Origin of the sequence: Streptomyces sp. NPDC048521 (assembly GCF_043199855.1) — a bacterium.
GTDB lineage: Bacteria > Actinomycetota > Actinomycetes > Streptomycetales > Streptomycetaceae > Streptomyces.
Genome location: NZ_JBICWR010000012.1, coordinates 13,173 through 36,953, shown reverse-complemented (window position 1 = coordinate 36,953; position 23,781 = coordinate 13,173). Strand labels below are relative to the sequence as shown.

Genomic DNA, 23,781 nt, shown 5'->3' with positions numbered 1-23,781 from the left:
ACGAACCCCTCGTGACGGATGCCTTCGCATACCCCGGACGCCCGGACCCATGCCCCGGCAGCGGATGCGCGGGGCGGCACACGGGCGCCCTGTGTGCGCCCCCGCGCACCGCGATGGCCGGTTCTCCGCGCCCGCGAACGATGATCGGGCCCAAGAATGGGCACGCGCTTACCGCGCCCAGGCAGTCGGGGCGGGCCACGAACGGGACGGACGGCGACGCGGCACGGCGACGGGAAGCGAACGAAGGTACGGCGACCGACCGAGGGGGCGGGGTAGTGATCCGGGTGCTTCTGGTGCACGACACGAGTCTGGTGCGATCGGTCCTGGCGGAATGGCTGCGCCGGGATCCCGGGCTCGACGTGGACGACACCCCGTGGGGCGGCGCCGCGGCGCGGGTGCGGTCCTTATGCCCGGACGTGTGCGCGGCGGACCTGGACTCCACCGACGGCCACGGGGCGCCACCGCTGGGCGATCTGTGCCCGTCCGGCTCCAGGGGAAGGCCGCCGGCGCTCGTGGTGCTGGCGCGCGCGGACCGGCCGGGACTGCTCAAGCGGGCCGCCGAGGCCGGTGCGCTCGGCTTCGTCGACAAGGCGGGGTCCCCCGACCGCCTGGTGCGCGCGATCAGGAGCGTCGCGGAGAGGGAACGTTTCATCGATGCCTCGTTGGGCTTCGGTTTCCTCAAGGCGGCACAGATGCCGCTCACCAGACGCGAGCTGAGTGTGCTGTCGCTGGCGGCCGGGGGCGCGTCCATCGCGGAGATCGCCGGGAGCCTGCATCTGTCCCACGGCACCGTCCGCAACTACATGGCGTCCATCACCCGCAAGACCGGCGCACGCAACCGGATCGACGCGATCCGGATATCGCGGGGGGAAGGCTGGGTGTGACTAGCCGGGCAGCGGCGCGCGGGGTGTGGCCCAGCCGCCGACCAGGTTCCGGTACAGGGCCGAGGTCCGCAGCAGCTCCTCGTGCGCGCCGCAGGAGGTGCGCGGGCCGTCCATGACGAGGATCCGGTCGGCGCGGCGGGCGGAACTGATCCGGTGGGCGACGACCACCAGGGTGCCGCCCGGGCGTGCGGCGAAGGCCCGCTCGGCGCGCGCCTCGGCCTGCGGGTCGAGGTGGCAGGTCGCCTCGTCGAGCAGGGCGAGCGGGGCGGCGGACAGATAGGCCCGGGTCAGCGCGATCAGCTGCCGCTCGCCCGCCGACAGCGCCGCCGGTTCGACCCGGCCACCGGGCCCACCCAGCGTCCGCAGCAGCGGGGTCAGTCCGACGGCCTCGGCAGCCGCCAGCAACTCCGCCTCCGGCACCGGGTCCGGACGGAAGAGCGCCAGGTTCTCGGCCAGGGTGCCGCCGTGGACGTAGGCCTCCTGCGGGATCAGCACGCGCAGGGCGGCCGCGGCCGGTGCCGGTACGGCGTGCCCGTACACCCGGATCGTGCCGCGCACCGGCCGCAGCAGCCCGGCGACCAGCCCGGTGAGCGTCGACTTGCCGATCCCGCTCGGCCCGACGACGGCCAGATGCCCGCCCACCGGGACGGCGAGGTCGAGCCCGTCCAGCACGGGCTCGCTCGCGGGACCGTAGGCGAAGGCGACGGAGGCAAGGGCGAGCGCGGGCGCACCGGACCCCGGCACCGCGTCCGCCCCCACCCGCCCTGCCGCCGACAGCCGCACCCCCGCCCCCCGAAGCCCAGCTGACGGCCGGGCGGGTGACTGAGCGACCGGCGGGTTCTCAGCGGGGGGAGGGGTGGTGGTTGGTTGTCGGGCCGGTGGCTGGGGGGCCGGTGAGGGTGGGGCCGGACGGGTGCCGGCTGGTGGCTGGCTGATCGGCGGGTTCTCAGTGGGTGGCTGGCCGATCGGCGGGTGTCCAGCGGGAGGCGGGGTGGTGGTTGGTTGTCGGGCGGGTGGATGGGGGGCCGGGGGTTGTGGGGGCGGTGGCTGTGGGGGGAGCGGCGGTGGGGGGAGCGGTCGGGTGTCCGGTGGTTGCTCCGGGGTCAGGTGCTGTGCCGGTGCGGGCTGGGGAAGGGCGGGCTCGGCCGGAGTGGGAGGGGGCGGTGTCTGTTCCGCCGGTGGCGTGGCCAAGCGGCGCAGGACCACCGTGAGGCGGGAGCCGCCGGTGCCCAGGCCGTGGACGAGGTTGTGCAGGGCGGGCAGCAGGGACTGGGTGACGTAGGCGAGCGCCCCGACCAGGGCGCCCGGGGTGACGCCGTGGCCGAGCAGCCAGGGCGTGGCGGCGAGCAGCAGCACCACGGGCGACTGGCCTCCCACCGCCAGTGCGGCCACGCGGGCCACGCTCCAGCGGGCCAGCGCGCGGGCGGCCCCCAGCTCCGCGTCGATCCGCTCCCCGGTGTCCACGGTGACCCGCGCCTCGGCACCGGCCGACGTGATGTCCCGCAGCCCCGGACACACCGCCCCCAACTCCCCGGCCAGCGCCTCGTCCGCGGCGAGGAACGCCTCCTGACGGCGGGCCAGCGGCCCGAGCGTCGCCGCGAACAGGGTCACCCCGGCCAGCAGCGGCGGCAGGACCACCGCCAGCAGCAGCGGCGCCAGCGAGAACAGGCCGATCAGGGCACCGGCGGAGGTGATCACGAACGAGCGGGAGACCATCACCAGCCCGGCGAGCGCGTCCCGGGCGATCTCCACCTGCTGGGTCAGCCCGGACAGCGTCCCCGGGTCCGCCTCCCTGACCCCGCGCGCGACCACCGCCGTCGCCAGCCGGTCCCGGACCGGCTCGACCAGCGCGGCGACCACGCCGTAGACCCGCCCGGTCCCGTACGCGCCGACGGCCACGGCGAGCCCCGCGGCCCCCAGCCACAGCAGACCCGCCCGCGCGTCGCCGGTGAGGAAACCGGTGTCCAGCGCCCGCGCGAGGGCGTATCCGACGACGAAGGTCTGCCCCGCCTCCAGCACGGACCAGGCACCGAGCCGGACCAGCACCCGCCACCGCGCCCGGACGAACCGCCGGGCCTGCCCGCGCGTGTCCATCAGCCGCAGGTCTCCGTTCCGTCCGCGAACACCGCCCGGTACCCCGCGTCCTCCCACAGCGCCCGGTGCGTTCCCACCGCTCGTATGCGGCCGGCGTCCAGCCAGGCCACGGTGTCGGCGCGGGCCGCTGTGGTGGGGCGGTGGGCGATGAGCAGGCGGGTCGGGCCCGGGCCCGGGGCGAGCAGGGACCGGGCGATCTCGTGCTCGGTGACCGTGTCGAGGCTGGAGAGGGCGTCGTCGAGGACGAGGAGCCGGCCGCCGTGGGCGAAGGCGCGGGCGAGGCCGAGCCGCTGCGACTCGCCGCCGGAGCGGGGAGCGTCGGTGATGCGGGTCGCGTAGCCGTCGGGCAGGCGGCGGACGAAATCGTCGGCCCGGGCCGCGCGGGCGGCGGAACGGACGTCGGCGGGGGAGGGGGACGTGAGCCCGAAGGCGATGGTGTCCTCGATCGTCGTGCCGAGCAGTGCGGGACGTTCGAAGGCGTAGGCGACGGCGCGGCGCAGCTCGGTGTGGGTGAGTTCGCGCAGCGGGACACCGTCGAGGAGGACCTCGCCCGCGTCCGGGTCGGCGAGCCGGCCGGCCAGTTCCGCGAGGAGGGACTTGCCGGTACCGGAGCGGCCGACGACGGCCAGCGTGGTGCCGCCCGGGACGATCAGGTCGATACCGTCCAGGACCGTGCGCGAGCCCCGTCGGGCGGTGACTCCCCGCAGCTCCAGGCGGCCGGGGCCGGGCGGCAGGCTGCGGGTGCCGTGTCCGGGTGCGGACGCGGCCAGCACCTCGGCGAGCCGGTCCATCGCCGCGCGGGCCCGGCCGAGCGCCGCCAGCCGGCCGACCAGCACGCCGACACCGGTCGCGAGCGCCGCGTACCGGGACGCGGCCAGCACCTCGCCGACCGACAGGCGGTGCCGGGTGAGCAGCAGTCCGGCGACCGCCAGCACGCCCAGGTTCAGCAGCGGTGCCACGGTGACCGCCTGCGCGGCGGCCCGTCCCTGCACCCGCCACATACGGTGCCCGGCGCGGGACAGTTCGGGCAGCGGCGCGAGCACCCGTGCCGTCTCGCGGTCCTCGGCGCCGGCGGCCCGGATCGTACGGAAACCGCCGACCGCCTCGGCGAGGGACTCCGCGATCCGTCCCTGCACCCGCTGGTACTCCGCCGCACAGGCCGACGTGTCACGGGTGAAGGCCCGCAGGAGAAGGGTGAGGATCGGCGCCCCGGCCAGGAACACGGCCGCCAGCCACGGGTCGATCAGGCCGAGCGCCACCACACCCCCGACGGGCCCGGCGAGCGCGGCCAGGAGCGCGGCCACCGCGCCCGGTGCCGTCCCGGCCTGCGTCCCGCCGCCGACCAGCCGCGCCACCAGGTCCCCGGTGCCGAACCGGGCCGTCGCGCGCGGTCCCAGCGCCAGCACGTGCCCGGTGGCGTGGCGGCGCAGCCACGCGGTGGCGGCCGCGTCGGTCGTGCTCGCGAGCACACCCGTACAGCCCTCCAGCAGGGCGATCAGCAGCACGAGCCCGGCACAGCAGCCGACCCAGCGGGCCGCCGGGACGCGTTCCAGCAGCAGGTCGAGGGTGTGGCCGAGCAGGGCGGGCAGCAGCAGACCCGCCGCCGTGGCCGCCGTGCTCACCGCGCACAGCGCGGCGCACCGGCCGCCGGTGTGCCGCAGCACCGCTCGGGACAGGGCACGGCCGGCCGGGGGAGAGGAAGGGGTGCCGTCGGGACACAGGGTCATCGGCTGCTGCCTCGCTCGGGTCGGACGGGAACGGGAAGGCTCCGGACGGCCCCCTCCGACGGGGAGGTGGCCGTCCGGAGCCGTGGACTCGCCGGCCCGGTCAGAGACAGAGCAGAACGCTCGCCGCCGAGACGCACGAGAGCAGGCTCGCGGTGCTCGCGCCGGTGTGGGTGTGCTCTTCGGACTCGAGGGTCTGCAGGTCGAGAAGTGCCATGATGGGGTCCTTTCCCTGTGTCGGTCCCTGTCTCGGGGACGGGCGTTGTGTCACGACTCCGTCAGGTCGCGGAGCCGCGTGTGCGGGCCGCCGTCGGGGGCGGCAGGAACGGCAGGTGCGCGGTGCCCTGGGGATCGCGGGCCGCGGCGAGCGCGAGCAGGCAGCCTGCCGTACCGGTGGAGAGGTCCATGGAGAGCCGCATCATCTGGTGCCCGGGGAAGGCCAGTTGCCCCTGGTACGCCATCGCGAACCAGCCGAGCCCCGCGATCTGCTGCTCCAGCCGCTGCGGGGTGGCCCCCGGGGCGGAGCTGCGGGCGAGGTGCAGGATCAGTCCGGCGCGGCCCTGGAAGAGGCCGGGCTGGGCGTAGAAGCGGGAGGTGGCGGCGGTGAGGATGCCCGCCCGGGCGGCCTCGAACCGCCGGCTGCCGGCGTGTGCCAGGTAGTCGTCGAGGACCAGCCCGATGCCCGCGCTGCCGTCGCCGAGGTAGGGCAGGGTGCGCCGGCCCTCGTCCACCTCCAGGCCGCCACCCGCCTCCTGCACCACGCAGCAGGCCAGGTCACGGCGGAGCGCCTCGGCCGCCGCGCTCAGGAAGCGGTCCTCGCCGGTCTCCTCGTACCACCGGATCAGGAACAGCGCGGGCCCGCTCGCACCGCGCAGCAGCCCGGCGCGTCGGCGGGGGGTGTCCGGCACCGGTTCGGCGAGGCGCCGTACGAGGAGGTCGGCGGCCTCGGCGGCGCGCTGCCGCAGCTCCCCGTCGCCGGTCGTGGCCGCCAGCCGGCCGAGCACCAGGCCGAGTCCGGCCAGGCCGCCGTGCAGGTCGGAGGAGAGGCTCTGCCAGTTCTCCCGCAGGATGCCGGCCACCAGGTCCGATGCCCGCTGCCGGTGGCCGAGCCGGTCCAGCACCAGGGCGACGCCCGCGAGGCCGTCGTACAGCCCGAGCGGGGTACCGGGCGGCGGCGGGGCGGTGTGGTCCAGCAGCCAGCGCTCGCCCTCGTCGTACCGGCCGGCCCCGGACGCCTGGAGCGCGTACAGCACCCCGGCCGCGCCGTGCGCGAGACCGAGGCCGCCGCCGTCGGAGAACTGGGCGATGTCACCGGGGAAGAGCCGGTCGTCGCGTTCCGGGGTGGCGGAGGCGAGGATCGCCTTCACCATCGAGTCCCGGCTGTAGGGCCAGTCACCCGGCACCACGGGCGGCGCCGTCCTGCTGCGCAGACGTCCCGCCGGATCCCGGGTGATCTCGGCGACGGCCTCGTCGAGGAAGGCGCGCGGCACGTCCGGGAACTGCTCGGCTATCACCTCGGCGAGGTGTGCGGCCTTGCCCCGGTCCACCACGAACAGCGTGGTCACCGGCAGGAACAGGGCCAGCCGCAGACAGGCCAGCGCATAGCGGTCTACGTCCGTGCCGCGCCGGTCGGGCGGGGCGAAGAAGCCGGGGTGGGCGACGGTCTGGCGGGCGTTCTCCGTGGCGGGGGCGGCGGCCTCGAAGTCGATGAGGTAGACCGACTCCTCGTCCGGGGCCACCATGATGTTGAAGACGTGCAGGTCGTTGAAGACCAGACCGCGCGCGTGCACGGCCGCCACCGCCCGCTCCACCGCCGCGTGCACGCGCAGCGCCCACGCCGTGTAGGCGGCGACCTTCGCCGGGTCGGGGTCGGGGGTGAGCAGCGGATGCCGTTCGGCGAAGAAGGAGTTGAGGGGGCGGCCGTCGAGGAAGTCCATGACCAGGAACCGGTGCTCGCCCAGCGTGAACCAGTCCCGCACCTCGGGCACCACACCGGTCCCGGCGGCCCGTTCCAGCGCGGCCTTCTCCCGTTCCAGCCGGGCCACCGCGTCCGCGCCGTCGGCGGCGAGGCCCGCGTGCGGCCGGGCCTCCTTGAGCACCACCCGGCGCCCGTCCCGGGTGTCGGTGCCCGCGTACACGCCGCCGCCGTTGGAGAAGTGCAGGGCCTTCTCGATCCGGTACGGCAGGTCGCCGACCGTCGTGGTGTTCCGGGCGTCGAGGTGCGGCCGCAGGAACTCCGGCAGTGTCACCCACGGCGGCACCTGGAAGGACGGCGCCCGCCGGTCGGGCACCAGACGCCCCGAGCCGTCGGTCACCGCCGGGACCAGCGTGCCGCGCTCGTCGACCACGTACCGGCGGGCGAAGGCGCCGTAGCGGACGTAGAGCGGACCGTCGTGCCAGCGCAGGTCGGTGAGGACGTACGGGCCCTCGCACCCCTCGAGCAGCGCGCCCAGTTCCTCCAGGGTCCGCCGCAGCTGCTCCTCGTCGGCCGGGTAGACCGTGACGAACTTGCCGCTGGTGTCGCGGCCCGCGTACTTGGCGTTGCGCAGGTGCAGCAGGTGCGGGCCCGGTACGAACTTGAACGGGATGCGGCGCGGTACGCAGTAGTCCCACACGATCCCGGCGATCCGCTCCGCGTTCGCCGCGGTCGCCGATGAGTGGATCTTCCAGCCCTGCGCCGGCGACGGGAGCGGCAGACCGTCCGCGCCGAGCGGGGTCAGCGTGAGCCAGTCGCCGGTGCGGATCGCGTGCCAGCCCTCCGGTACGGCGCGACGCGCCGTCGCGAACAGCGGCGCGGGCTCCCCGTCGTCCGCCGAGAGCCGGTCGGGCGTGTCGTAGAAGTGCCCGTCGGCGAGCGCGTACACCTCGTAGCGCTTGTCCATGCGCCTCCCGTCCCTCGTCCGTGGGTGACGGATAGACACTCGCAGCAGCCGTACGGTCGCGGACAGTAGCGTCTGTCATGAGATCGACGTGCGGAACTCACGGGTCAAGATGTGTTCGGCGGCTTTCGAGCGATGGGTGGGGAGGCCGGGCGAGTCGACCCCACGGCACCCGGTTTGTCCACAGGGGCTGCGCAGGCGGCCCACACGCGCTGTAATGGCGACGTGGTCAGTGAGGGCGCTGCGATCAGCAGAACGAGGACGGAGCGTGCCGAAGCCGCCCTCGAAACGCTCACCGGGTACGCCACGCCGGACCGGCTCCACCGCGCCCTCGAACAGGCCCTCGTGTTCGCCGGGGCGTCCTTCGCCGGTGTGTACACGCCCGGCGACGACCCGTCCCATCTGTTCCTCGCCGAGTCGGCGGGCCTGCCCCGCACCTTCTACGGGCTCCGCGACGGCTACCCGGCCGCGGGCGGCTCCCCGGCCGCCCAGACCCACCGCACCGGACGGCCGCTGTGGCTCGGCCCCGCGGAACTGGCCGGCTGCCCGGAGGCGCGGCGCACCCCGTCCGGTGACTTCTCCCTGGCCGCGCTGCCGCTCGGCCCGGCGGGCTGCGGCTGTCTGCTGGCCGTCAGCGAGCACCCCGGCGGCTTCGGCACCGACGACCGCGCCTGCCTGGAGCTGATCGCCGGCGCGATCACCGTCCCCGCACCGCAGGCCGCCGACGACACCGGCGAACTGCCCCCCGACGCCTTCAGCCTCACCATGGACACCGGCCGGGTCGAGGTCGGCGACGCGATCCTGCGGCTGTTCGGGATCGGCCGGGACGGCTTCGACGGCCGGGTGGAGACCCTGCTCGGACGGACCGTGCCCGAGGACCTGCCCGCGCTGATGTCCGTGGTCGAGGCCGACCACATGTCCATCGGCGACCGTGAGCTGGAGTTCCGCATCCTGCAGCCGTCCGGCCCGCCCAAGTGGCTGAGGCTGCGCGGCCGGCTGGTGCCCGGCGGGGAGGGCCGCTCGGCCCGGCTCGTCGGCACCGTCGCCGATGCCTCCACCCTGCGCTCCGATGTCACCGACGTGGCCCGGGTGCAGCGCCTGGCCGCCTCCCTGGCCACCGCGGGCACCGTCAAGGACGTCGGCCAGGCCGTCGTCGCCGCCCTGCGCAAGCCGCTGCAGGCCGACCGGATCGCCCTTGCCGAACTGGAGAACGACCGGCTGGTGGTCACCGTCCTCGACCCGCCCCAGCCCGAGGCCTGGCCCGAGCTGTGGCGCAGCGAGTGGCGCACCGAGTGGCCCGACGCGCCGGTGCGCGCCATGCCCACGCTGGCCGCCGCGCTGCGCGAGGGCCGCGCCCGGATCTGGCCCGCCGGCAGCCCGCTGGAGCCCGCCCTCGCCGAGGTCGGCCCCGGCGGTCTCGCGGTGCTGCCGCTGCCCGCCGGCGGCCACATGGCCGGCGCCTGCCTGATCGGCTGGGACCGCCCGCACGACTTCGCCCCCGACGAACGTGCCCTGCTCACCGCCTGCGCCGGCCTGACCGGTCAGGCCCTGCTGCGCGCCCACGCCTTCGACGCCGAGCACGAACTGGTCGGCATGCTCCAGCGCACCCTGCTGCCCCGTCGCCTGCCCCGGCTGCCCGGCGCGGTCGCCGTGGCCCGCTACCTGCCCACCACCCAGGGCCTGGAGGTCGGCGGCGACTGGTACGACGTGATCCCGCTCGCCGACAATCACGTCGCCCTCGTCATCGGTGACGTCCAGGGCCACAACGCGGGCGCCGCCACCCTGATGGGCCAGATGCGCACCGCCCTGCGCGCCTATGCCGTCGAGGGCCACACCCCCGACGTCGTCGTCGCCCACGCCAACCGGCTGCTGCTGGACATGGAGACCGACCTCTTCGCCACCTGCGGCTACGTCGACGTCGACATGGAGCAGGGCACCGCCTGGTGCGTGCGGGCCGGCCATCTGCAGCCCGTGCTGCGCCACCCGGACGGCTCGGTCGAGATCATGCAGGCCGAGGGCGGTCCGCCGCTCGGTGTGCTCGGCCAGGCCGAGTTCCCGATGACCCCGCTCAGGCTCCAGCCCGGCACGGTGATCGCGCTGACCACCGACGGCCTGGTGGAGTCCGCCGACGCCGACATCGACATGGGCATGGACCGGCTCGCCGGCCAACTGGCCGCCGCCGACCCCGGGCACCTCGGCCTGGTCGCCGACGCCCTGCTCACCGGCGCCCACCGCGGCGACGACGTGGCCCTGCTGCTGATGCGCTACGACGGCATGGCCGTACGGCCGCTGCGCGAGAGCTGGACGGTGTGGCGGGTGCCGGAGGCGGTCCGTCACGCCCGCCGCTTCACCCGGCGCACCCTGCGCACCTGGGGCGCCTCCCGGGACACCCTCGACGCGGCCCTGCTCGTGGTCTCCGAACTCGTCACCAATGCCCTCGTGCACACCGGCGGCCCGGTCCGGCTCGACCTCAGCCTGGTCAACCACCGGCTGCGGCTCGCGGTCGCCGACTCCTCGCCGCGCAGCCCCGTCAAGCCCGCCAGCATCGGTTGGGAGGCCACCGGCGGCCGGGGCATCCTGCTGGTGGAGGCCGTGTCGGCGGCCTGGGGCACGATCCCGGTCAGTGGCGGCAAGCAGGTCTGGGCGGACCTCGTACCCGACGGCTGACCCGCCACTCGGGTGCGCAGGAGAGCCGTTCAGGCAGCCTGGAGAGGCGCGCTCCGCGACCCGTGCCTAGGGTCGGATGATGTGGCACACACCTTCGATGAACTGGTGCAGAAACAGCGCGCGGCCGACGCGGCCCACGCCACCGTCGAGGACCTGCGGGACGCCTACGGCCCGCCGGCCGAGCGCGGGATGACGGGGGCCCAGTCGGGCACCTACGAGACCGCACTGCGCGCCTGGCGGGATCTGGCCCGGGACGTGCAGACCGCGGTGAGCGAGTACGCCAAGGAGACGGGCCGGCCGCGCGCCGAGATCGAGACCGAGGTGGAACGGGCGGCGGCGGAGCAGAGTAGCTGACCGAGGCCCCGGGCGCGCGGTGCGCGGCGCCGGGCGGCTGACCCGCACCGTCGCGCGCATCCGAGGCGCGCCGCCGGGTACCCGGCGACCATGAACACTGCCATGTACGAAGCGGCCACCGGCGCCCAGGTCTTCGGGTACGTCCTGATCCTGGTCGCCGGAGTGGCCTGTGTCGTGGGACTGATCTGGGCCTTCCGGCTGGGTGCCAAGGTGCGCGAGCGCGAACCGGCTCCGCCGCGACCCGACGAGCAGCCCAAGATGCCGCCGTCCGGGCCGGTCCACGAGACCCACGAGGTGCGCGAGCCCGACGAGGTGCCCCGGGCCGCCGACGACAGCGAGCGGCTCACCCCCCACCAGCTCGGCAACGTCGGCACCAAGCGCGCCGACGACCAGCGCCGCTCCCGCTGGTCGACCGGTTCCAGCGGGTCCTTCGGCGGCGGTGGCGGCGGCCGGACCTGAGCCCGTCCCCGCGCCGCCGGGTTTGCGGGCGCCGGGGCGCGGGGACCCGGCGAGGCACAGATCGTGCCGCAGGATCGGGCAGAAGGAAGATGAACGACGTGACCGCGCATGCCAGTGAGAAGCCCGCCCTGCCCTACGCCGAGACCGGCTGGTCGAAGGCCCGCCGCCGGCGGGGCCGGGGAGTGCGCACCTGCCTCCCGGCCGTCCTGGACCGCACGTCCGCCCAGCAGCAGGGCACCGGGGCGCAGGACAACATCGTGCGCGGCGAGGACTGACCGGCCGTCCCCACCGCGACCGGCCAAGGGTGGCCGGTCGCGAACGTGGTGCCCGCCCCGGCGACGGCATCGAGCCGAGCGGCAGAGACGTACCGGGCCCCCTCCGCGACGGGCGGGAGCCGCACGGACAGCGCAGCGCCACGAGGTGACTGCTCCCCGGCGCGAGGCTGTGGAGGGTATGCCGGGCGGCGGCCGGCCTGTCAGGCGTGGGTCTTGGCCAGCAGCTCCAGGATCTCCGCGGTCGTTCCGCTCTCGCCGAGCCGCGGGAAGATCCGCTCGACGCTGCCCGTGTGTGCCACGGGGTCGCTGTCGGCCATGGCGTCCGTGGCGAGGGTGACGTGGTAGCCGTGCGCGTAGGCGTCGCGGGCGGTGGACTCGACGCCGATGCTGGTGGCGATGCCGGTCAGCACGATCTGGGTGATGCCCCGGCGGCGCAGCTGGACGTCCAGGTCGGTGCCGTGGAAGGCGCTCCAGTTGTGCTTGGTGACGCGGATGTCACCGCAGTGCCCGGACAGCTCCTCGACGATCAGGTCCCAGCCCTCCGGGAAGGCCAGTCCGCGCGGCTGGCGCTCGGTGCGGCCGGGGACGGCGTCCGCCCCGTCGGGCGCGAAGGACACCCGGACGAGGACGACGGGCAGGCCGCGGGAGCGGAAGGCGTCGGCGAGTTCGGCCGTGCGGGAGACGACGTCCGCGCCCGGGTACGGCTGGGTGGGCATGGCCACGATGCCGTTCTGCAGGTCGATCGCGACGAGGGCGGTACGGGCGTCGAGGGTGGTGAGCGACATGGGTCGGTCAGGCCTTTCGGGGGGTACGGGGGGTCAGCCGGCCGAGGGAACGGTCGGGCAGGGTCGCCGCCACCAACAGGGCGGAGCCGGCGAGCATGAACAGGGCCAGGTCGTGCAGCCCGGCGGTGTCGGCGCGGCGGGGGTAGAACGCCGCGGTGGCGGCGGACGCGCCCAGCGCGCCGAGGTACATGAAGGTCCGCAGCAGTCCGGCCGCCGAGGCGATCCGCTCCGGGTCGGCCTGCCGGTACAGGGCGTTCTGCGTGGCCAGGCCGATGAGGCCCTGCGGGATGCCGAGGAGCGCGCCGGCCGCGAGCAGCAGCCACAGCGGGCTGTCCACGCCGACGAGGAGCAGCACGGCACTGCCGGCCAGCTGCAGTACGGACCCCACGAGCAACTTGGCGCGCACCGCCTCGCGGCGCCCGGTGAGTGTCGAGACGGTCAGGGCGGCGACCGACAGCGGCAGCAGCGCGAGCCCGGCCGTCGAGGCGCTCAGCCCCCGGCCCTGTTCCAGCCACTGCGTGTAGCCGTACATGAAGGCGTAGGCGGTGGTGTAGGCCAGGAGCTGGCGCAGGTAGGTGGCGAGCAGCGGGCCGGTGCCGCCGAGCACCCTGAGGTCGATGAAGGGGTCCGGCAACCGCAGCTCGCGCCACGCGAACGCGGCGGCAGCGCCTGCGGACACGACCGGCAGGTACCAGCGGTCCTCGCGCGGGGCCATCAGGAACAGCATCAGCGCGACGAGCAGGACCGCGAACAGGGCCATGCCGGGCAGGTCCACGCCCCGCCGGCGCTGCCCCGCGGTCGTCGGCAGCCGCAGTGCCCCGAGGACCAGACAGGCGGCGGAGAGCGGCACGTTGACGGTGAACACGGCACGCCAGCCGCCCAGCCCGATCAGCAGTCCGCCGAGTGCGGGGCCGATCACGGCCACCGTCTGGTTGGCCACGGCGAGCGCGGCCAGCACGCCGGCCGGGCTGTCCTGCCCGGTGCGTTCGGCCTCGCCGCGGGTGAGCCGCATGGCCGCCGGGTACGCCGCCGAGGTCCCGAAGCCCAGCAGCGCCCGTGCCGCGATCAGCGCGCCGAGCGAGGGCGCGAGCGCGCCCAGCAGGCCGGCGACGCCGACGAGGGCCGTACCGGCGAGGTAGAGCCTGCGCGGGCCGTACATGTCGACCAGCCGGCCGATGACGGGCTGCCCGACCGCGGTGGCCAGGTAGAGCGCCGAGACCAGCCAGACCGTCTCGGCGGGCGGTGCCCCGAACGCGACGCCGATCGGCACCAGCGCCACGGCGATCATGGAGGAGTTGACGGGGTTCAGTACGGAGCCGAGGACCATCGGCGCGATCAGCCGGCGGTCGAAACCGGCGGGGGAGGGCCCGGCGGTCCCGGCGCGTGCGGTGAGCCGCGGTATCACGGCTGCGAGAGCCGTTCCATCAGCCGCAGCGCCTCGAGGACCGTCTGCCGTTCCTCGTCGGTGAACCGGTCCTGGAAGGCGCGGGCCAGCCACTCCTCGCGCACCTGCTTGTTGCCCTCGACGCGGGCCCGCCCGGCGTCGGTGAGGGTGACCAGCTGGCGGCGGCCGTCGTCGGGGTCGGGGGCGCGGCGGATCAGCCCGTGCTGGTCCAGCGCGGCCAGCGTGGTGGCCATGGACTGGGGCCGTACGCCCTCGGCGGCGGCCAGGGCGCTGGCCGTGGCCGCGCCGTGCTTGCCGACCAGGGTGAGCGCCGACTCCTGGGACGGGGTGAGGTCGGCGTTCTGCGCGATCTCCCGGATGCGGCGCCGCAGCCGGCTGAACACCACGCGCAGGTCGCGCGCGGCACGGACGGCCGAGTCGGAGATGTGGTCCATGCCCGCAGCGTAGAACCGTCAGGCCCAACTGTCCAGGTGAAACTGTTCAGCTTTGCCTGAAGAATAGTCGGGTACTCGCCGGTCCTCGGACAACACGACGGGTCGCTGACCCCGCACCCCGGTGAAGTGAAGGAGCGCAGATGACCTCTCCGGACATGTCCGGCCTGGAGACGGCGCTCCGCGCCGAGGTGGACGGCGAAGTCCGCTTCGACGCGGGCAGCCGCGGCGCCTACGCCACGGACGGATCGAACTACCGGCAGGTCCCCCTCGGCGTCGTCGTACCCCGCACGGTGGAGGCCGGTGCCCGCGCCCTGTCGGTGTGCGCGCGCTTCGCCGCCCCCGTCCTGTCCCGGGGCGGCGGCACCAGCCTGGCCGGACAGTCGACCAACGCCGCCGTCGTGATCGACTGGAGCAAGTACTGCACCACAGTCCTCTCCGTCGATCCCGGACAGCGCACCTGCGTGGTCGAGCCCGGGATCGTCCTCGACGAACTCAACCGCCGACTCGCCCGCCACCAGCTGCAGTTCGGCCCGAAACCCTCCACCCACAGCCACTGCGCCCTCGGCGGCATGATCGGCAACAACTCCTGTGGCGCCTCCGCCCAGGCCTACGGCAAGACCGTCGACAACGTCCGGCGGCTGGAGATCCTCACCTACGACGGGCAGCGCGCCTGGGTCGGCCCGACCCCGCCCGACGAACGCGCCCGGATCATCGCCGGCGGCGGACGGCTCGCCGAGATCTACACCGGCCTCGACCGCATCGCCACCACGTACCTGGCCGACATCCGCCGCGGCTACCCCAAGATCCCCCGCCGCGTCTCCGGCTACAACCTCGACTCCCTGCTGCCCGAGAACGGCTTCGACGTGGCCAAGGCGCTCGTCGGCAGCGAGGGCACCCTGGTCACCGTCCTGCGCGCCGAACTCGACCTCGTCCCGGTCCCGGCGTACCAGTCGCTGCTGGTTCTCGGCTACAACGACATCTGCTCCGCCGCCGACGACGTACCCCGGCTGCTGGAGCACTGCAACCCCACCCAGCTGGAGGCCCTGGACGGGCGCATGGCACAGCTCATGCGCGAGGAGGGCGCCTTCCTCGACTCCCTCGACGTCCTGCCCGCGGGCGACAGCTGGCTGATGGTGCAGTACAGCGGCGACAGCCAGGAGGACGTCGACGGGCAGGCACACGCGCTGCTGCGCGCCATCGGCCGCGGCGCGAAGGACGCGAACGTCGCCTTCTCCGACGACCCCGAGCGCGAGCAGAAGATGCTCAAGGCCCGCGAGGCCGGACTCGGCGTCACCGCGCGCCCGCCGGACGACCGTGAGACCTGGGAGGGCTGGGAGGACTCCGCCGTACCGCCCGAGCGGCTCGGTGACTACCTGCGCGACCTGAAGAAGCTGTTCGAGGAGTTCGACTACGACCACCCGTCCCTGTACGGGCACTTCGGGCAGGGTTGCGTCCACACTCGGATCCCGTTCGGGCTGAAGACCGCCGAGGGCGTCGCCGACTTCCGCCGCTTCCTGGAACGCGCCGCCGACCTCGTCGCCTCCTACGGCGGCTCCCTGTCCGGCGAGCACGGCGACGGCCAGGCCCGCGGCGAACTGCTCACCCGTATGTTCGGCGAACGGCTCGTGACCGCCTTCGGCGAGCTGAAGGCCCTCTTCGACCCCGCCAATCGGATGAACCCCGGGAAGATCGTCCACCCCGACCCGGTCGACGGACAGCTCCGGCTCGGCCCCGCCTGGCGGCCGGACACCCCAGCGACGCACTTCGGCTTCCCCGAGGACGACCATTCCTTCAACCGCGCCGTGATGCGCTGTGTCGGCATCGGCAACTGCCGCGGCCACTCCGGTGGCGTGATGTGCCCCTCCTACCGGGCCACCATGGAGGAGGAGCACTCCACCCGCGGCCGCGCCCGGCTGCTGTTCGAGATGCTGAACGGACACGCCGACTCCGCCGTCAAGGACGGCTGGCGCTCCACCGCCGTCCACGACGCGCTCGACCTGTGCCTGGCCTGCAAGGGCTGCAAGTCCGACTGCCCGACCGGCGCCGACATGGCCACCCTCAAGGCCGAGTTCCTCTCCCACCACTACGAAGGCCGCCTCCGCCCCGCCGCCCACTACTCGATGGGCTGGCTGCCGGTGTGGGCGCGGCTGTCCCGCCTCGCCCCCTCCCTGGTCAACTCCGCGCTCCACGCGCCCGGTCTGGCCCGCGCGGCCAAACGGCTGGCCGGCCTCGACGAGGCCCGCCCGGCGCCCCTTTTCGCCGAACAGTCCTTCCTCCAGTGGTGGCGGGCACGGGGCGCCGAGGAGCCCGACCCGGCCGACCCGCGCACCGTCGTGCTGTGGCCCGACACCTTCAGCAACTACTTCCACCCCTCCATCGCGACAGCGGCCGTACGCGTCCTGGAGGACGCCGGCTTCCGGGTCGCCGTCCCCACCGAACCGGTGTGCTGCGGCCTGACCTGGATCTCCACCGGGCAACTGCCCACCGCCAAGCGCGTGCTGCGCCGTACTCTCGACGTACTGCGCCCCCACCTGGAGGCGGGCACCCCGGTCATCGGCCTCGAACCCTCCTGCACGGCCGTCTTCCGGTCCGACGCCCCCGAACTGCTGGCCGGCGACCAGGACGCGCAGCGGCTGGCCGGACAGGTCCGCACCTTCGCCGAACAGCTCGTCCACCACGCGCCCGGCGACTGGCGGCCACCGCAGCTCGCCCGGCAGGCGACCGTGCAGACCCACTGCCACCAGCACGCCGTCATGAAGTTCGACGCCGACCGCGAACTGATGCGCCGCGCCCACCTCGACGCCGAGGTCCTCGACGAGGGCTGCTGCGGCCTGGCCGGCAACTTCGGTTTCGAACGCGGTCACCACGAGGTCTCCATGGCCGTCGCCGAACAGGGCGTCCTGCCCGCCGTACGAGGAGCCGCCCCCGACAGCCTGGTCCTCGCCGACGGCTTCAGCTGCCGCACCCAGATCGAACAGGGCGGCACCGGCCGCCGCGCCCTGCACCTCGCCGAGGTCCTGGCGCTCGCCCTCGACGGCACCCTGCCCAGCGACCGCCCGGAGCGCCTGGCCGACCGCCCGCCCGAGCCGTCCCGCACGGCCCGCTGGACGACGACCGCCTCCGCCGCGGCCCTCGCCGCGGCGGCCGGCGCGGGCACCATACTGCGGCTGCGGCGCCGGAACTGAGGAGGCGACCGTGAGCGACCAGCCGGCCGTCGAGGCCGTGGACACCGCCGTCTACACCGTACCCACCGACGCCCCCGAGGCGGACGGCACCCTCGCCTGGGAGCGGACCACCCTCGTCCTGGTCACCGCCCGCTGCGCATCCACCACCGGGCTCGGCTACACCTACGCGCCCGCCGCCACCGCCCACGTCGTCCGCGAACTGCTCGCCGACACCGTCACCGGCCTCCCGGCGTTCGACGTGCCGCGCGCCAACGAGCGCATGTGCCGGGCCGCGCGCAACGCCGGACTGCCGGGCGTGGCCGCCCAGGCGATCTCCGCCGTCGACATCGCCCTGTGGGACCTGAAGGCCCGCCTGCTCGCCCTGCCCCTCGTCCGCCTGCTGGGCGCCGCCCGCGACGACGTGCCCGTCTACGGCAGCGGCGCCTTCACCACCTACGACGACGGGCGCCAGGACCGCCAACTGCGCGGCTGGACCGAGGAACAGGGCATTCCACGCGTCAAGATCAAGATCGGGGAGTCCTGGGGCGCCCGGGAAGCCCGCGACCTGGAACGGGTCGCCCGCGCGCGGGCGAGCATCGGCGACGCGGCCGAGCTGTACGTGGACGCCAACGGCGCCTACACCGGCGGCCAGGCCGTACGGACCGCGCACGGCCTCGCCGAGGAGGGCGTGACCTGGTTCGAGGAACCCGTCTCCTCCGACCACCTCGGCACGCTCGCGGACCTCCGCGGCCGGCTCCCGATGGACGTCACGGCCGGCGAATACGGCTACACCCTGCCCTACTTCGAGCACATGCTGGCCGCCCGAGCCGTGGACTGCCTCCAGGCGGACGTCACCCGCTGCGGCGGCATCACCGTCTGGCTGCGCGCCGCCGCGCTCGCCCACGCGCGCGGGATCGACATCTCCGGGCACTGCGCTCCCCACGCCCACGCCCAGGTGGCCGCCGCCGTGCCCAACCTCCGCCACCTGGAGTGGTTCCACGACCACGTCCGCATCGAACGGCTCCTCTTCGACGGCGCCCTCGACCCCGGCGGCGGCAGCATCGTCCCGGGCGCCGACGGGGCACCCGGACTGGGCCTGAGCCTCGCCGAGAAGCGGGCCGAACCCTACCGGGTGCAGTGACAGACACCGCGTTGCAAGAGGAGAGGACCATGCCCCCTACCGTCGTCATCACCGGCGCCAGCGCCGGCATCGGCCGCGCCACCGCCCGCCGGTACGCCCGGCGCGGCGCGCACGTCGTGCTGGTCGCGCGTGGCGAGGGCGGCCTGGAGGCGGCGGCCGACGAGGTCGCCGCGCTCGGCGGACGCCCCCTGGTCCAGGCCGCCGACGTGGCCGACCCGGCCCAGGTGGAGGCCGTCGCCGAGGCCGCGGAGAAGCGGTTCGGCCCGATCGACGTCTGGATCAACTGCGCCTTCTCCACCGTGTTCGCGCCGTTCGAGGAGATCAGCGCCGAGGAGTTCAAGCGGGTCACCGAGGTGACCTACCTCGGCTTCGTCAACGGCACCCGCTCCGCCCTCAAGCGCATGCTGCCCCGCGACCGCGGCACGATCGTGCAAGTCGGCTCGGCGCTCGGGGAGCGGTCCATCCCGCTGCAGTCGGCGTACTGCGGCGCCAAACACGCCATCAACGGCTTCACCTCCGCCCTGCGCACCGAACTGCTGCACCGCGGCAGCAACGTGCACATCACCGTCGCCCAGATGCCCGGGGTCAACACGCCCCAGTTCCAGTGGGTCCGCTCCCGGCTCTCCCGGCACCCCATGCCGGTGCGACCGATCTACCAGCCGGAGGTCGCCGCGCGAGGCGTGCTGTACGCGGCCGACCACCCGCGCCGCAAGCAGTACTACGTCGGCGCCACCACCGTCGCCACCATCTGGGCGAACCGTCTCGCCCCGGCCCTGCTCGACCGCTATCTGGCCCGCACCGGCTTCGACTCCCAGCAGAGCGACAGCATCCCGCCCGCCGGCCTGGACAACCTCTTCGAACCGGTCGACCGCACGCCCGCCGACGACCAGGGCGCCCACGGCGCCTTCGACGACAGCGCCCACTCCCGTTCCTGGCAGGAGACCCTGGTCCGGCACCCCGCCGTCACGGCCCTCGGCGCGGGCGCCGCCGCGCTCGGCGCCGTACGCGGCATCCGCCGCCTGACCTCCTGAGCCGCATAGGCTGACGGCGTGCGCCTCCTCCTCATGTCCGACACGCACCTCCCGAAGCGCGCCAAGCGACTTCCGGAGCCGCTGCTCGCCGAAATCCCCGCCGCGGACGTCGTGTTCCACGCCGGGGACTGGGTCGACATCGCCACCCTCGATCTGCTGGAGAGCCGCAGCCGCCGGCTGATCGGGGTCTACGGCAACAACGACGGCCCCGAACTGCGCGCCCGGCTGCCCGAGGTCGCGTACGCCGAGCTGGGCGGCCTGCGCTTCGCCGTCGTGCACGAGACCGGCCCCGCCCAGGGCCGAGAGGCCCGCTGCGCCGCCCGCTTCCCGGACCTCGACGTCCTGGTCTTCGGCCACAGCCACATCCCCTGGGACACCACCGCCCCCGGCGGCCTGCGGCTGCTCAACCCCGGTTCCCCGACCGACCGCCGCCGCCAGCCCCACTGCACCTACCTCACGGCGACGGCCGCCGACGGAACCCTCACCGACGTGACCCTGCACCGCCTGCCCCAGCGGGAGCGGACCTGACGGCGCCGTTTCCCGGACTAAGGCTTCGGCGCCCGTGAGGCTGCCGGAACGACCGTGTTCCACGACCAGGCCTGGTGCGCGGTCGGTCGGCGTGCCGGATCCGCCGTGACGGGAGCGGGGGCGCCGGTCCGGCCCGTCCCGCCGTCCGCTCCGCGGTGGCGGTCCGTTGCTCGTGCGAGGATGCCGGGATGATCTCCAGCACCGGTATACCCGACGTCGTACCCGCAGGTCGCATGGCCTACCACGGTCAGCCCGTCCTCGGCCTGCCGGACGGCCGGGAGTTGCGGCCCTGGCGGCCGGACGACGCCGACCCGCTGCTCGCCGCCGGACAGGACCCGGCGATCCGCCGGTGGAACCTGTTCACCGTGGCCGACCGCGCGGAGGCCCGCACCCGGATCGCCCGCATGCACGAGCGGTGGCGGGCCGAGACCGGCGCCGTGTGGGCCGTCGCCCGGCCGGGCGGCCCGGCCGTCGGGCTCATCGGGCTCAACGACGTCGACCTGGCGGGCGGCGCCGCGGAACTCGTGTACTGGCTGCTGCCGGAGGCCCGCGGCGGCGGGGTCGCGGTCGAGGCGGCCCGGCGACTCTCCCGGTGGGCCCTGGACGAACTGGGCCTGCACCGCGTGCGCCTGTGCCACTCGACGGCGAACCCGGTGTCCTGCCGGGTGGCGGAGAAGGCCGGATTCACCTTCGAAGGCACGCAGCGCGGTGCCCTGCTGCACGCGGACGGCTGGCACGACCAGCACCTGCACGCGCGCGTGGCCGGCGACCCCGAGTAGCGCGCCAAGGGGACTGCCGGTGCCACCCGGTCCTGCTCGACGTCACGCGGCGCCGAAGCCGGACGGCCACCAGCGCCACGGCGGCGACCGCCGCCGCGAGACCCGCGGCCCGCTTGGCGACGGGCATTCCGGCGGCGCGCAGCAGGTCGAGCGGTTCGGGTTCCGCCTGCTCCGCCTGCCGGAGCGGGGCCGGCTCGGTCTCCTGCGGGCGGCCCGGTTCCTCGTCGGCGGCCGGGGCCCGTTCCGTCAGCCGTTGCGCCAGGCACGTCGCGAACTGGCTCACCAGCCGGTCGCCCACCTCCGCCAGCACCCCGCGGCCGAACTGCGCCGGACGTCCGGTCACCGTCAGATCGGTCCGCACCGACACCGCCGTACCGCCGTCGCGCTCGCTCAGCGTGCCGGTGACCGTCGCCCTGGCCGTGCCCTGCCCCCGGGTCTCCCGGCCGCTCGCCACGAGCACCAGCCGGTGCGCCGACCCGTCCTGCTCCTCGAAGACCGCGGTACCCCGGTAGGCCACGGTGACCGGGCCGACCTTGACCTTCACCGAGCCGGTCACGGTCTTGCCGTCGTACTCCTCCACCACCGCGCCCGGCAGACACGGCGCGACGCGTTCGATGTCCAGGAGCGCGTGCCAGGCGTCGTCGACCGGGACGGGGACGGTGAACTCGTGCTGCAACTCCATGGTTCCTCCTCGCACTCAGCGGGCCGCGGTCGGGTGGATGGCTCCGGTGGTCGCGGTGAGCGGCGCCCCGCTGCCGCCCCAGCGCAGCGCGACGATCTCGGCGGCGACGGACACGGCGACCTCCTCGGGTGTACGGGCCCCCAGGTCGAGCCCGAGCGGTGAGCGCAGCCGGGCCAGCTCGGCGTCGGTCAGCCCCGCCTCGGTGAGCCGCTCGCGCCGCTCGTCGTGGGTACGGCGGCTGCCCATCGCCCCGATGTAGGCGGCCGGCCGGCGCAGCGCCTCCTGAAGCAGCGGCACGTCGAACTTCGGGTCGTGGGTGAGCACGCAGATCACCGTGCGCTCGTCGGTGTGGGTGCCCTCGAGATAGCGGTGCGGCCAGTCGGCGACGACCTCCACGGCCGCCGGGAAGCGCTTCGGGGTGGCGAAGACCGGGCGGGCGTCGCACACGGTCACCCGGTAGCCGAGGAAGTCACCGATACGGGCCACCGCGGCCGCGTAGTCGATCGCGCCGAAGACCAGCATGCGCGGCGGCGGCGCGAAGGAGTGCAGGAACACCGTGACGTCGTCCTCGCGGCGCTCACCGTGCGGCCCGTAGTGCCTCAGGATCGTGGCGCCGAGGGCGAGTTCGCCGCGCGCGTCGGCGGTGACGGCGGCATCGAGCCCGGCCGTGCCCAGTGTCCCGGCCACACTGTCCGGCCAGACCGCGAGGGAGGCACCGCGCGGGGCGGGCCCGTCGACCACCGTCGCCAGGGTCACCGGCTCACCCGCGGTGACCGACGCGGCGACCGGGCCGAACGCCGGGTCCGAGCCGGAAGTGACCGGCCGCACCAGCACGGTGATCTCGCCCCCGCAGGTGAGACCGACCGCGAACGCGTCCTCGTCGCTGTACCCGAAGGTCTCCAGCCGCGCCTCGCCGCTCGCCACCACCTCCTGCGCGAGCTCGAACACCGCGCCTTCCACACAGCCGCCGGACACGCTCCCCACGACCTCGTCGTCCGGGCCCACGGCCATGGCGGCGCCGGGCCCGCGTGGGGCGCTGCGGCTGACCGCGACGACCGTGGCGAGCCCGAACGGGCTCCGGGCCGCGTACCAGCGCTCCAGCGCCGGGAGGATCTCACGCACGCCGTGCTCCTTTCACGATCGCGGCACCGTCCGCGGCGCCGCGCACCACCGCCGCGAGCCGCTCCAGTGCCGCGAGGCTGTGCCCCTCGACGAAGGCGTCCACGCTGGGCAGGGCCGCGGCCATCCCGGCGGCCAGGGGCGCGTAGCCGGGCCGGGCCTTGCGCGGGTTGGCCCAGACCACCTGGTGCGCCAAGGCGTGCAGGCGGCGCATCTGCGCACCGAGCAGCTCCGGATCACCGCGTTCCCAGCCGTCCGAGAGGAGTACGACGACCGCGCCGCGCGCCATGCCGCGCTGTCCCCAGCGGTTCAGGAACTCGCGCACCAGCTCGCCCAGCCGGGTGCCGCCGCGCCAGTCCGGCACGGCGGCGGCGAGGGCCGTCATCGCCAGGTCCGGGTCGCGGTGGGACAGCTCGCGGGTCGCCCGGGTCAGCCGGGTACCGATGGTGAACACCTCCGTGCGGCCACCGCGCACCGCCGCGTGCGCGAACCGCAGCAGCGCGTCGGCGTACGGTGCCATCGAGCCGCTCACGTCGACGAGCAGCACGACCCGGCGGGGCCGTTCCACGCGCGCGTGCCGCCGCAGCTGGGCGGGTTCGCCGCCGCGTCGCAGCAACTCCCGTACCGTGCGGCGCGGGTCGACGTCACCGCGCCGGGCGGGCCGCCGCCGTGCCGAGCGCCGGGTCTGCCCGTGCAGCGCGAACGCGGCGAGCAGGCGCCGCAGCTGGGCGCGTTCGGCGGCGTCCAGCTCGGCGACGTCGCGGTGCCGCAGCACCTCGGCGGCGCTGGCGAGCGTGGCCGTGGGCGGACCCGACGGCTCGCCCTCGCCGGGCCGGTGAGGAGTGCCGGACGCCTCCCGGGCGACGAGCCTGAGCCGGGGCGGGGAAGCGGTCCGCACCGCGCGCGCGGACGGTTCGCCGGGCGCCCCGAAGTACGCGGCGAACACGCGCTCGTACCGCTCCAGGTCGTCGTGCCCGCCGCACAGGGTCGCCCGCCCCGCCCAGTACACGTCCGTCCGCACACCCGGCCGCAGGACGTCCACGGCACGCAGGAAGGCGTACAGCCGCTCGGCACTGGCATCGAGCCCGGCCGCCCGCAGCGCCCGCACGAAACCCAGCAGCACGGCATCCGCCCGAAGTCCCCCGTTCTCCGCCCCTGCCCCGGCACCCGCCCGCAGCGACCCGTCCTCCGCCCGGCCGGCCCCGGCAGCGGCACCTGCCCCGCCCAGGTCGCCATCCGCCTTGCGCGCCCGGTCGTTCTCGCTCCCGGTGCCTGCCCGGAGCAGGTCGGCGTCTGTCTCTGACGGCTGGTGGGCCCCTGCCCCGGCACCGGCCCGCAGCGACCCGTCGTCCGCCCCTCCCGCCCGGCCGGCCCCGG

The 23,781-nt window shown here is 75.0% G+C and carries 20 protein-coding genes; 10 read left to right on the top strand and 10 right to left on the bottom strand.

Annotation, left to right across the window (positions count from 1 at the left end):
* Positions 1–275 precede the first annotated feature (275 nt).
* On the top strand, positions 276–884 hold the full coding sequence (locus ACGFRF_RS25900; RefSeq protein ID WP_393743772.1) for a LuxR C-terminal-related transcriptional regulator: 609 nt from the start codon (positions 276–278) through the stop codon (positions 882–884).
* Here the strand turns inward: ACGFRF_RS25900 and ACGFRF_RS25895 are convergent, their stop codons facing one another.
* The 4 genes from ACGFRF_RS25895 to lanKC form a co-directional block, all read right to left on the bottom strand.
* Positions 885–2,978 (bottom strand): ABC transporter ATP-binding protein, encoded by a 2,094-nt coding sequence (locus ACGFRF_RS25895; RefSeq protein WP_393743770.1) that lies wholly within the window; start codon positions 2,976–2,978, stop codon positions 885–887.
* Positions 2,978–4,705 (bottom strand): ABC transporter ATP-binding protein, encoded by a 1,728-nt coding sequence (locus ACGFRF_RS25890; protein ID WP_393743768.1) that lies wholly within the window; start codon positions 4,703–4,705, stop codon positions 2,978–2,980. The genes ACGFRF_RS25895 and ACGFRF_RS25890 overlap by 1 nt, the downstream gene beginning before the upstream one ends.
* A 100-nt stretch (positions 4,706–4,805) precedes the next feature.
* Complete coding sequence (locus ACGFRF_RS25885) at positions 4,806–4,919, bottom strand: SapB/AmfS family lanthipeptide (RefSeq protein ID WP_055704589.1); 114 nt, start codon at positions 4,917–4,919, stop codon at positions 4,806–4,808.
* A 61-nt stretch (positions 4,920–4,980) separates the two neighbouring features.
* Positions 4,981–7,584, bottom strand: coding sequence for a class III lanthionine synthetase LanKC (gene lanKC, locus ACGFRF_RS25880; protein WP_393743766.1), 2,604 nt, complete (start codon positions 7,582–7,584; stop codon positions 4,981–4,983).
* Positions 7,585–7,806: 222 nt separating this feature from the next.
* Between lanKC and ACGFRF_RS25875 the strand changes: the two genes are divergently transcribed.
* From ACGFRF_RS25875 to ACGFRF_RS25860, 4 genes are all read left to right on the top strand, one after another.
* Positions 7,807–10,248 (top strand): SpoIIE family protein phosphatase, encoded by a 2,442-nt coding sequence (locus ACGFRF_RS25875; RefSeq protein ID WP_393743764.1) that lies wholly within the window; start codon positions 7,807–7,809, stop codon positions 10,246–10,248.
* A gap of 81 nt (positions 10,249–10,329) precedes the next feature.
* Complete coding sequence (locus ACGFRF_RS25870) at positions 10,330–10,602, top strand: hypothetical protein (RefSeq protein WP_393743762.1); 273 nt, start codon at positions 10,330–10,332, stop codon at positions 10,600–10,602.
* 90 nt (positions 10,603–10,692) lie between these two features.
* Positions 10,693–11,061 (top strand): DUF6479 family protein, encoded by a 369-nt coding sequence (locus tag ACGFRF_RS25865; protein ID WP_393743760.1) that lies wholly within the window; start codon positions 10,693–10,695, stop codon positions 11,059–11,061.
* 89 nt (positions 11,062–11,150) lie between these two features.
* Positions 11,151–11,336, top strand: a complete 186-nt coding sequence (locus ACGFRF_RS25860; protein WP_393743758.1) for a hypothetical protein — start codon at positions 11,151–11,153, stop codon at positions 11,334–11,336.
* Positions 11,337–11,536: 200 nt separating this feature from the next.
* Here ACGFRF_RS25860 and ACGFRF_RS25855 read toward each other — a convergent pair whose 3' ends face one another.
* From ACGFRF_RS25855 to ACGFRF_RS25845, 3 genes are read right to left on the bottom strand one after another with little or no spacing between them, the layout of a single operon-like run.
* Positions 11,537–12,121, bottom strand: a complete 585-nt coding sequence (locus ACGFRF_RS25855) for an isochorismatase family protein (protein WP_393743756.1) — start codon at positions 12,119–12,121, stop codon at positions 11,537–11,539.
* 7 nt (positions 12,122–12,128) lie between these two features.
* Positions 12,129–13,526, bottom strand: a complete 1,398-nt coding sequence (locus ACGFRF_RS25850) for an MFS transporter (RefSeq protein WP_393743754.1) — start codon at positions 13,524–13,526, stop codon at positions 12,129–12,131.
* Positions 13,523–13,960, bottom strand: a complete 438-nt coding sequence (locus ACGFRF_RS25845; protein WP_393743752.1) for a MarR family winged helix-turn-helix transcriptional regulator — start codon at positions 13,958–13,960, stop codon at positions 13,523–13,525. The genes ACGFRF_RS25850 and ACGFRF_RS25845 overlap by 4 nt, the downstream gene beginning before the upstream one ends.
* Positions 13,961–14,100: 140 nt before the next feature.
* Between ACGFRF_RS25845 and ACGFRF_RS25840 the strand changes: the two genes are divergently transcribed.
* The 5 genes from ACGFRF_RS25840 to ACGFRF_RS25820 all read left to right on the top strand — a co-directional run bounded on the left by ACGFRF_RS25840 (position 14,101) and on the right by ACGFRF_RS25820 (position 20,603).
* Complete coding sequence (locus ACGFRF_RS25840; RefSeq protein ID WP_393743750.1) at positions 14,101–17,145, top strand: FAD-binding and (Fe-S)-binding domain-containing protein; 3,045 nt, start codon at positions 14,101–14,103, stop codon at positions 17,143–17,145.
* A 10-nt stretch (positions 17,146–17,155) separates the two neighbouring features.
* Positions 17,156–18,265 (top strand): enolase C-terminal domain-like protein, encoded by a 1,110-nt coding sequence (locus ACGFRF_RS25835; protein WP_393743748.1) that lies wholly within the window; start codon positions 17,156–17,158, stop codon positions 18,263–18,265.
* Between the two features lie 29 nt (positions 18,266–18,294).
* Positions 18,295–19,296: an SDR family oxidoreductase gene (locus ACGFRF_RS25830; RefSeq protein WP_393743746.1), complete on the top strand. Its 1,002-nt coding sequence runs from the start codon at positions 18,295–18,297 to the stop codon at positions 19,294–19,296.
* Positions 19,297–19,314: 18 nt separating this feature from the next.
* Complete coding sequence (locus ACGFRF_RS25825) at positions 19,315–19,824, top strand: metallophosphoesterase family protein (protein ID WP_393743744.1); 510 nt, start codon at positions 19,315–19,317, stop codon at positions 19,822–19,824.
* A gap of 188 nt (positions 19,825–20,012) precedes the next feature.
* Complete coding sequence (locus ACGFRF_RS25820; protein ID WP_393743742.1) at positions 20,013–20,603, top strand: GNAT family N-acetyltransferase; 591 nt, start codon at positions 20,013–20,015, stop codon at positions 20,601–20,603.
* On the opposite strand, the gene ACGFRF_RS25815 is transcribed toward ACGFRF_RS25820, so the two are convergent.
* From ACGFRF_RS25815 to ACGFRF_RS25805, 3 genes are read right to left on the bottom strand one after another with little or no spacing between them, the layout of a single operon-like run.
* Positions 20,509–21,285, bottom strand: a complete 777-nt coding sequence (locus ACGFRF_RS25815) for an SRPBCC family protein (protein WP_393743740.1) — start codon at positions 21,283–21,285, stop codon at positions 20,509–20,511. The two genes, ACGFRF_RS25820 and ACGFRF_RS25815, sit on opposite strands and share 95 nt — an antisense overlap.
* A gap of 15 nt (positions 21,286–21,300) precedes the next feature.
* The gene (locus ACGFRF_RS25810; protein WP_393743738.1) at positions 21,301–22,407 is read right to left on the bottom strand and encodes an XdhC family protein; all 1,107 of its coding nucleotides are present in this window, start codon (positions 22,405–22,407) and stop codon (positions 21,301–21,303) included.
* Positions 22,400–23,581 (bottom strand): VWA domain-containing protein, encoded by a 1,182-nt coding sequence (locus tag ACGFRF_RS25805; protein WP_393744259.1) that lies wholly within the window; start codon positions 23,579–23,581, stop codon positions 22,400–22,402. Before ACGFRF_RS25805 ends, ACGFRF_RS25810 begins: the two co-directional genes overlap by 8 nt.
* Positions 23,582–23,781 lie beyond the last annotated feature (200 nt).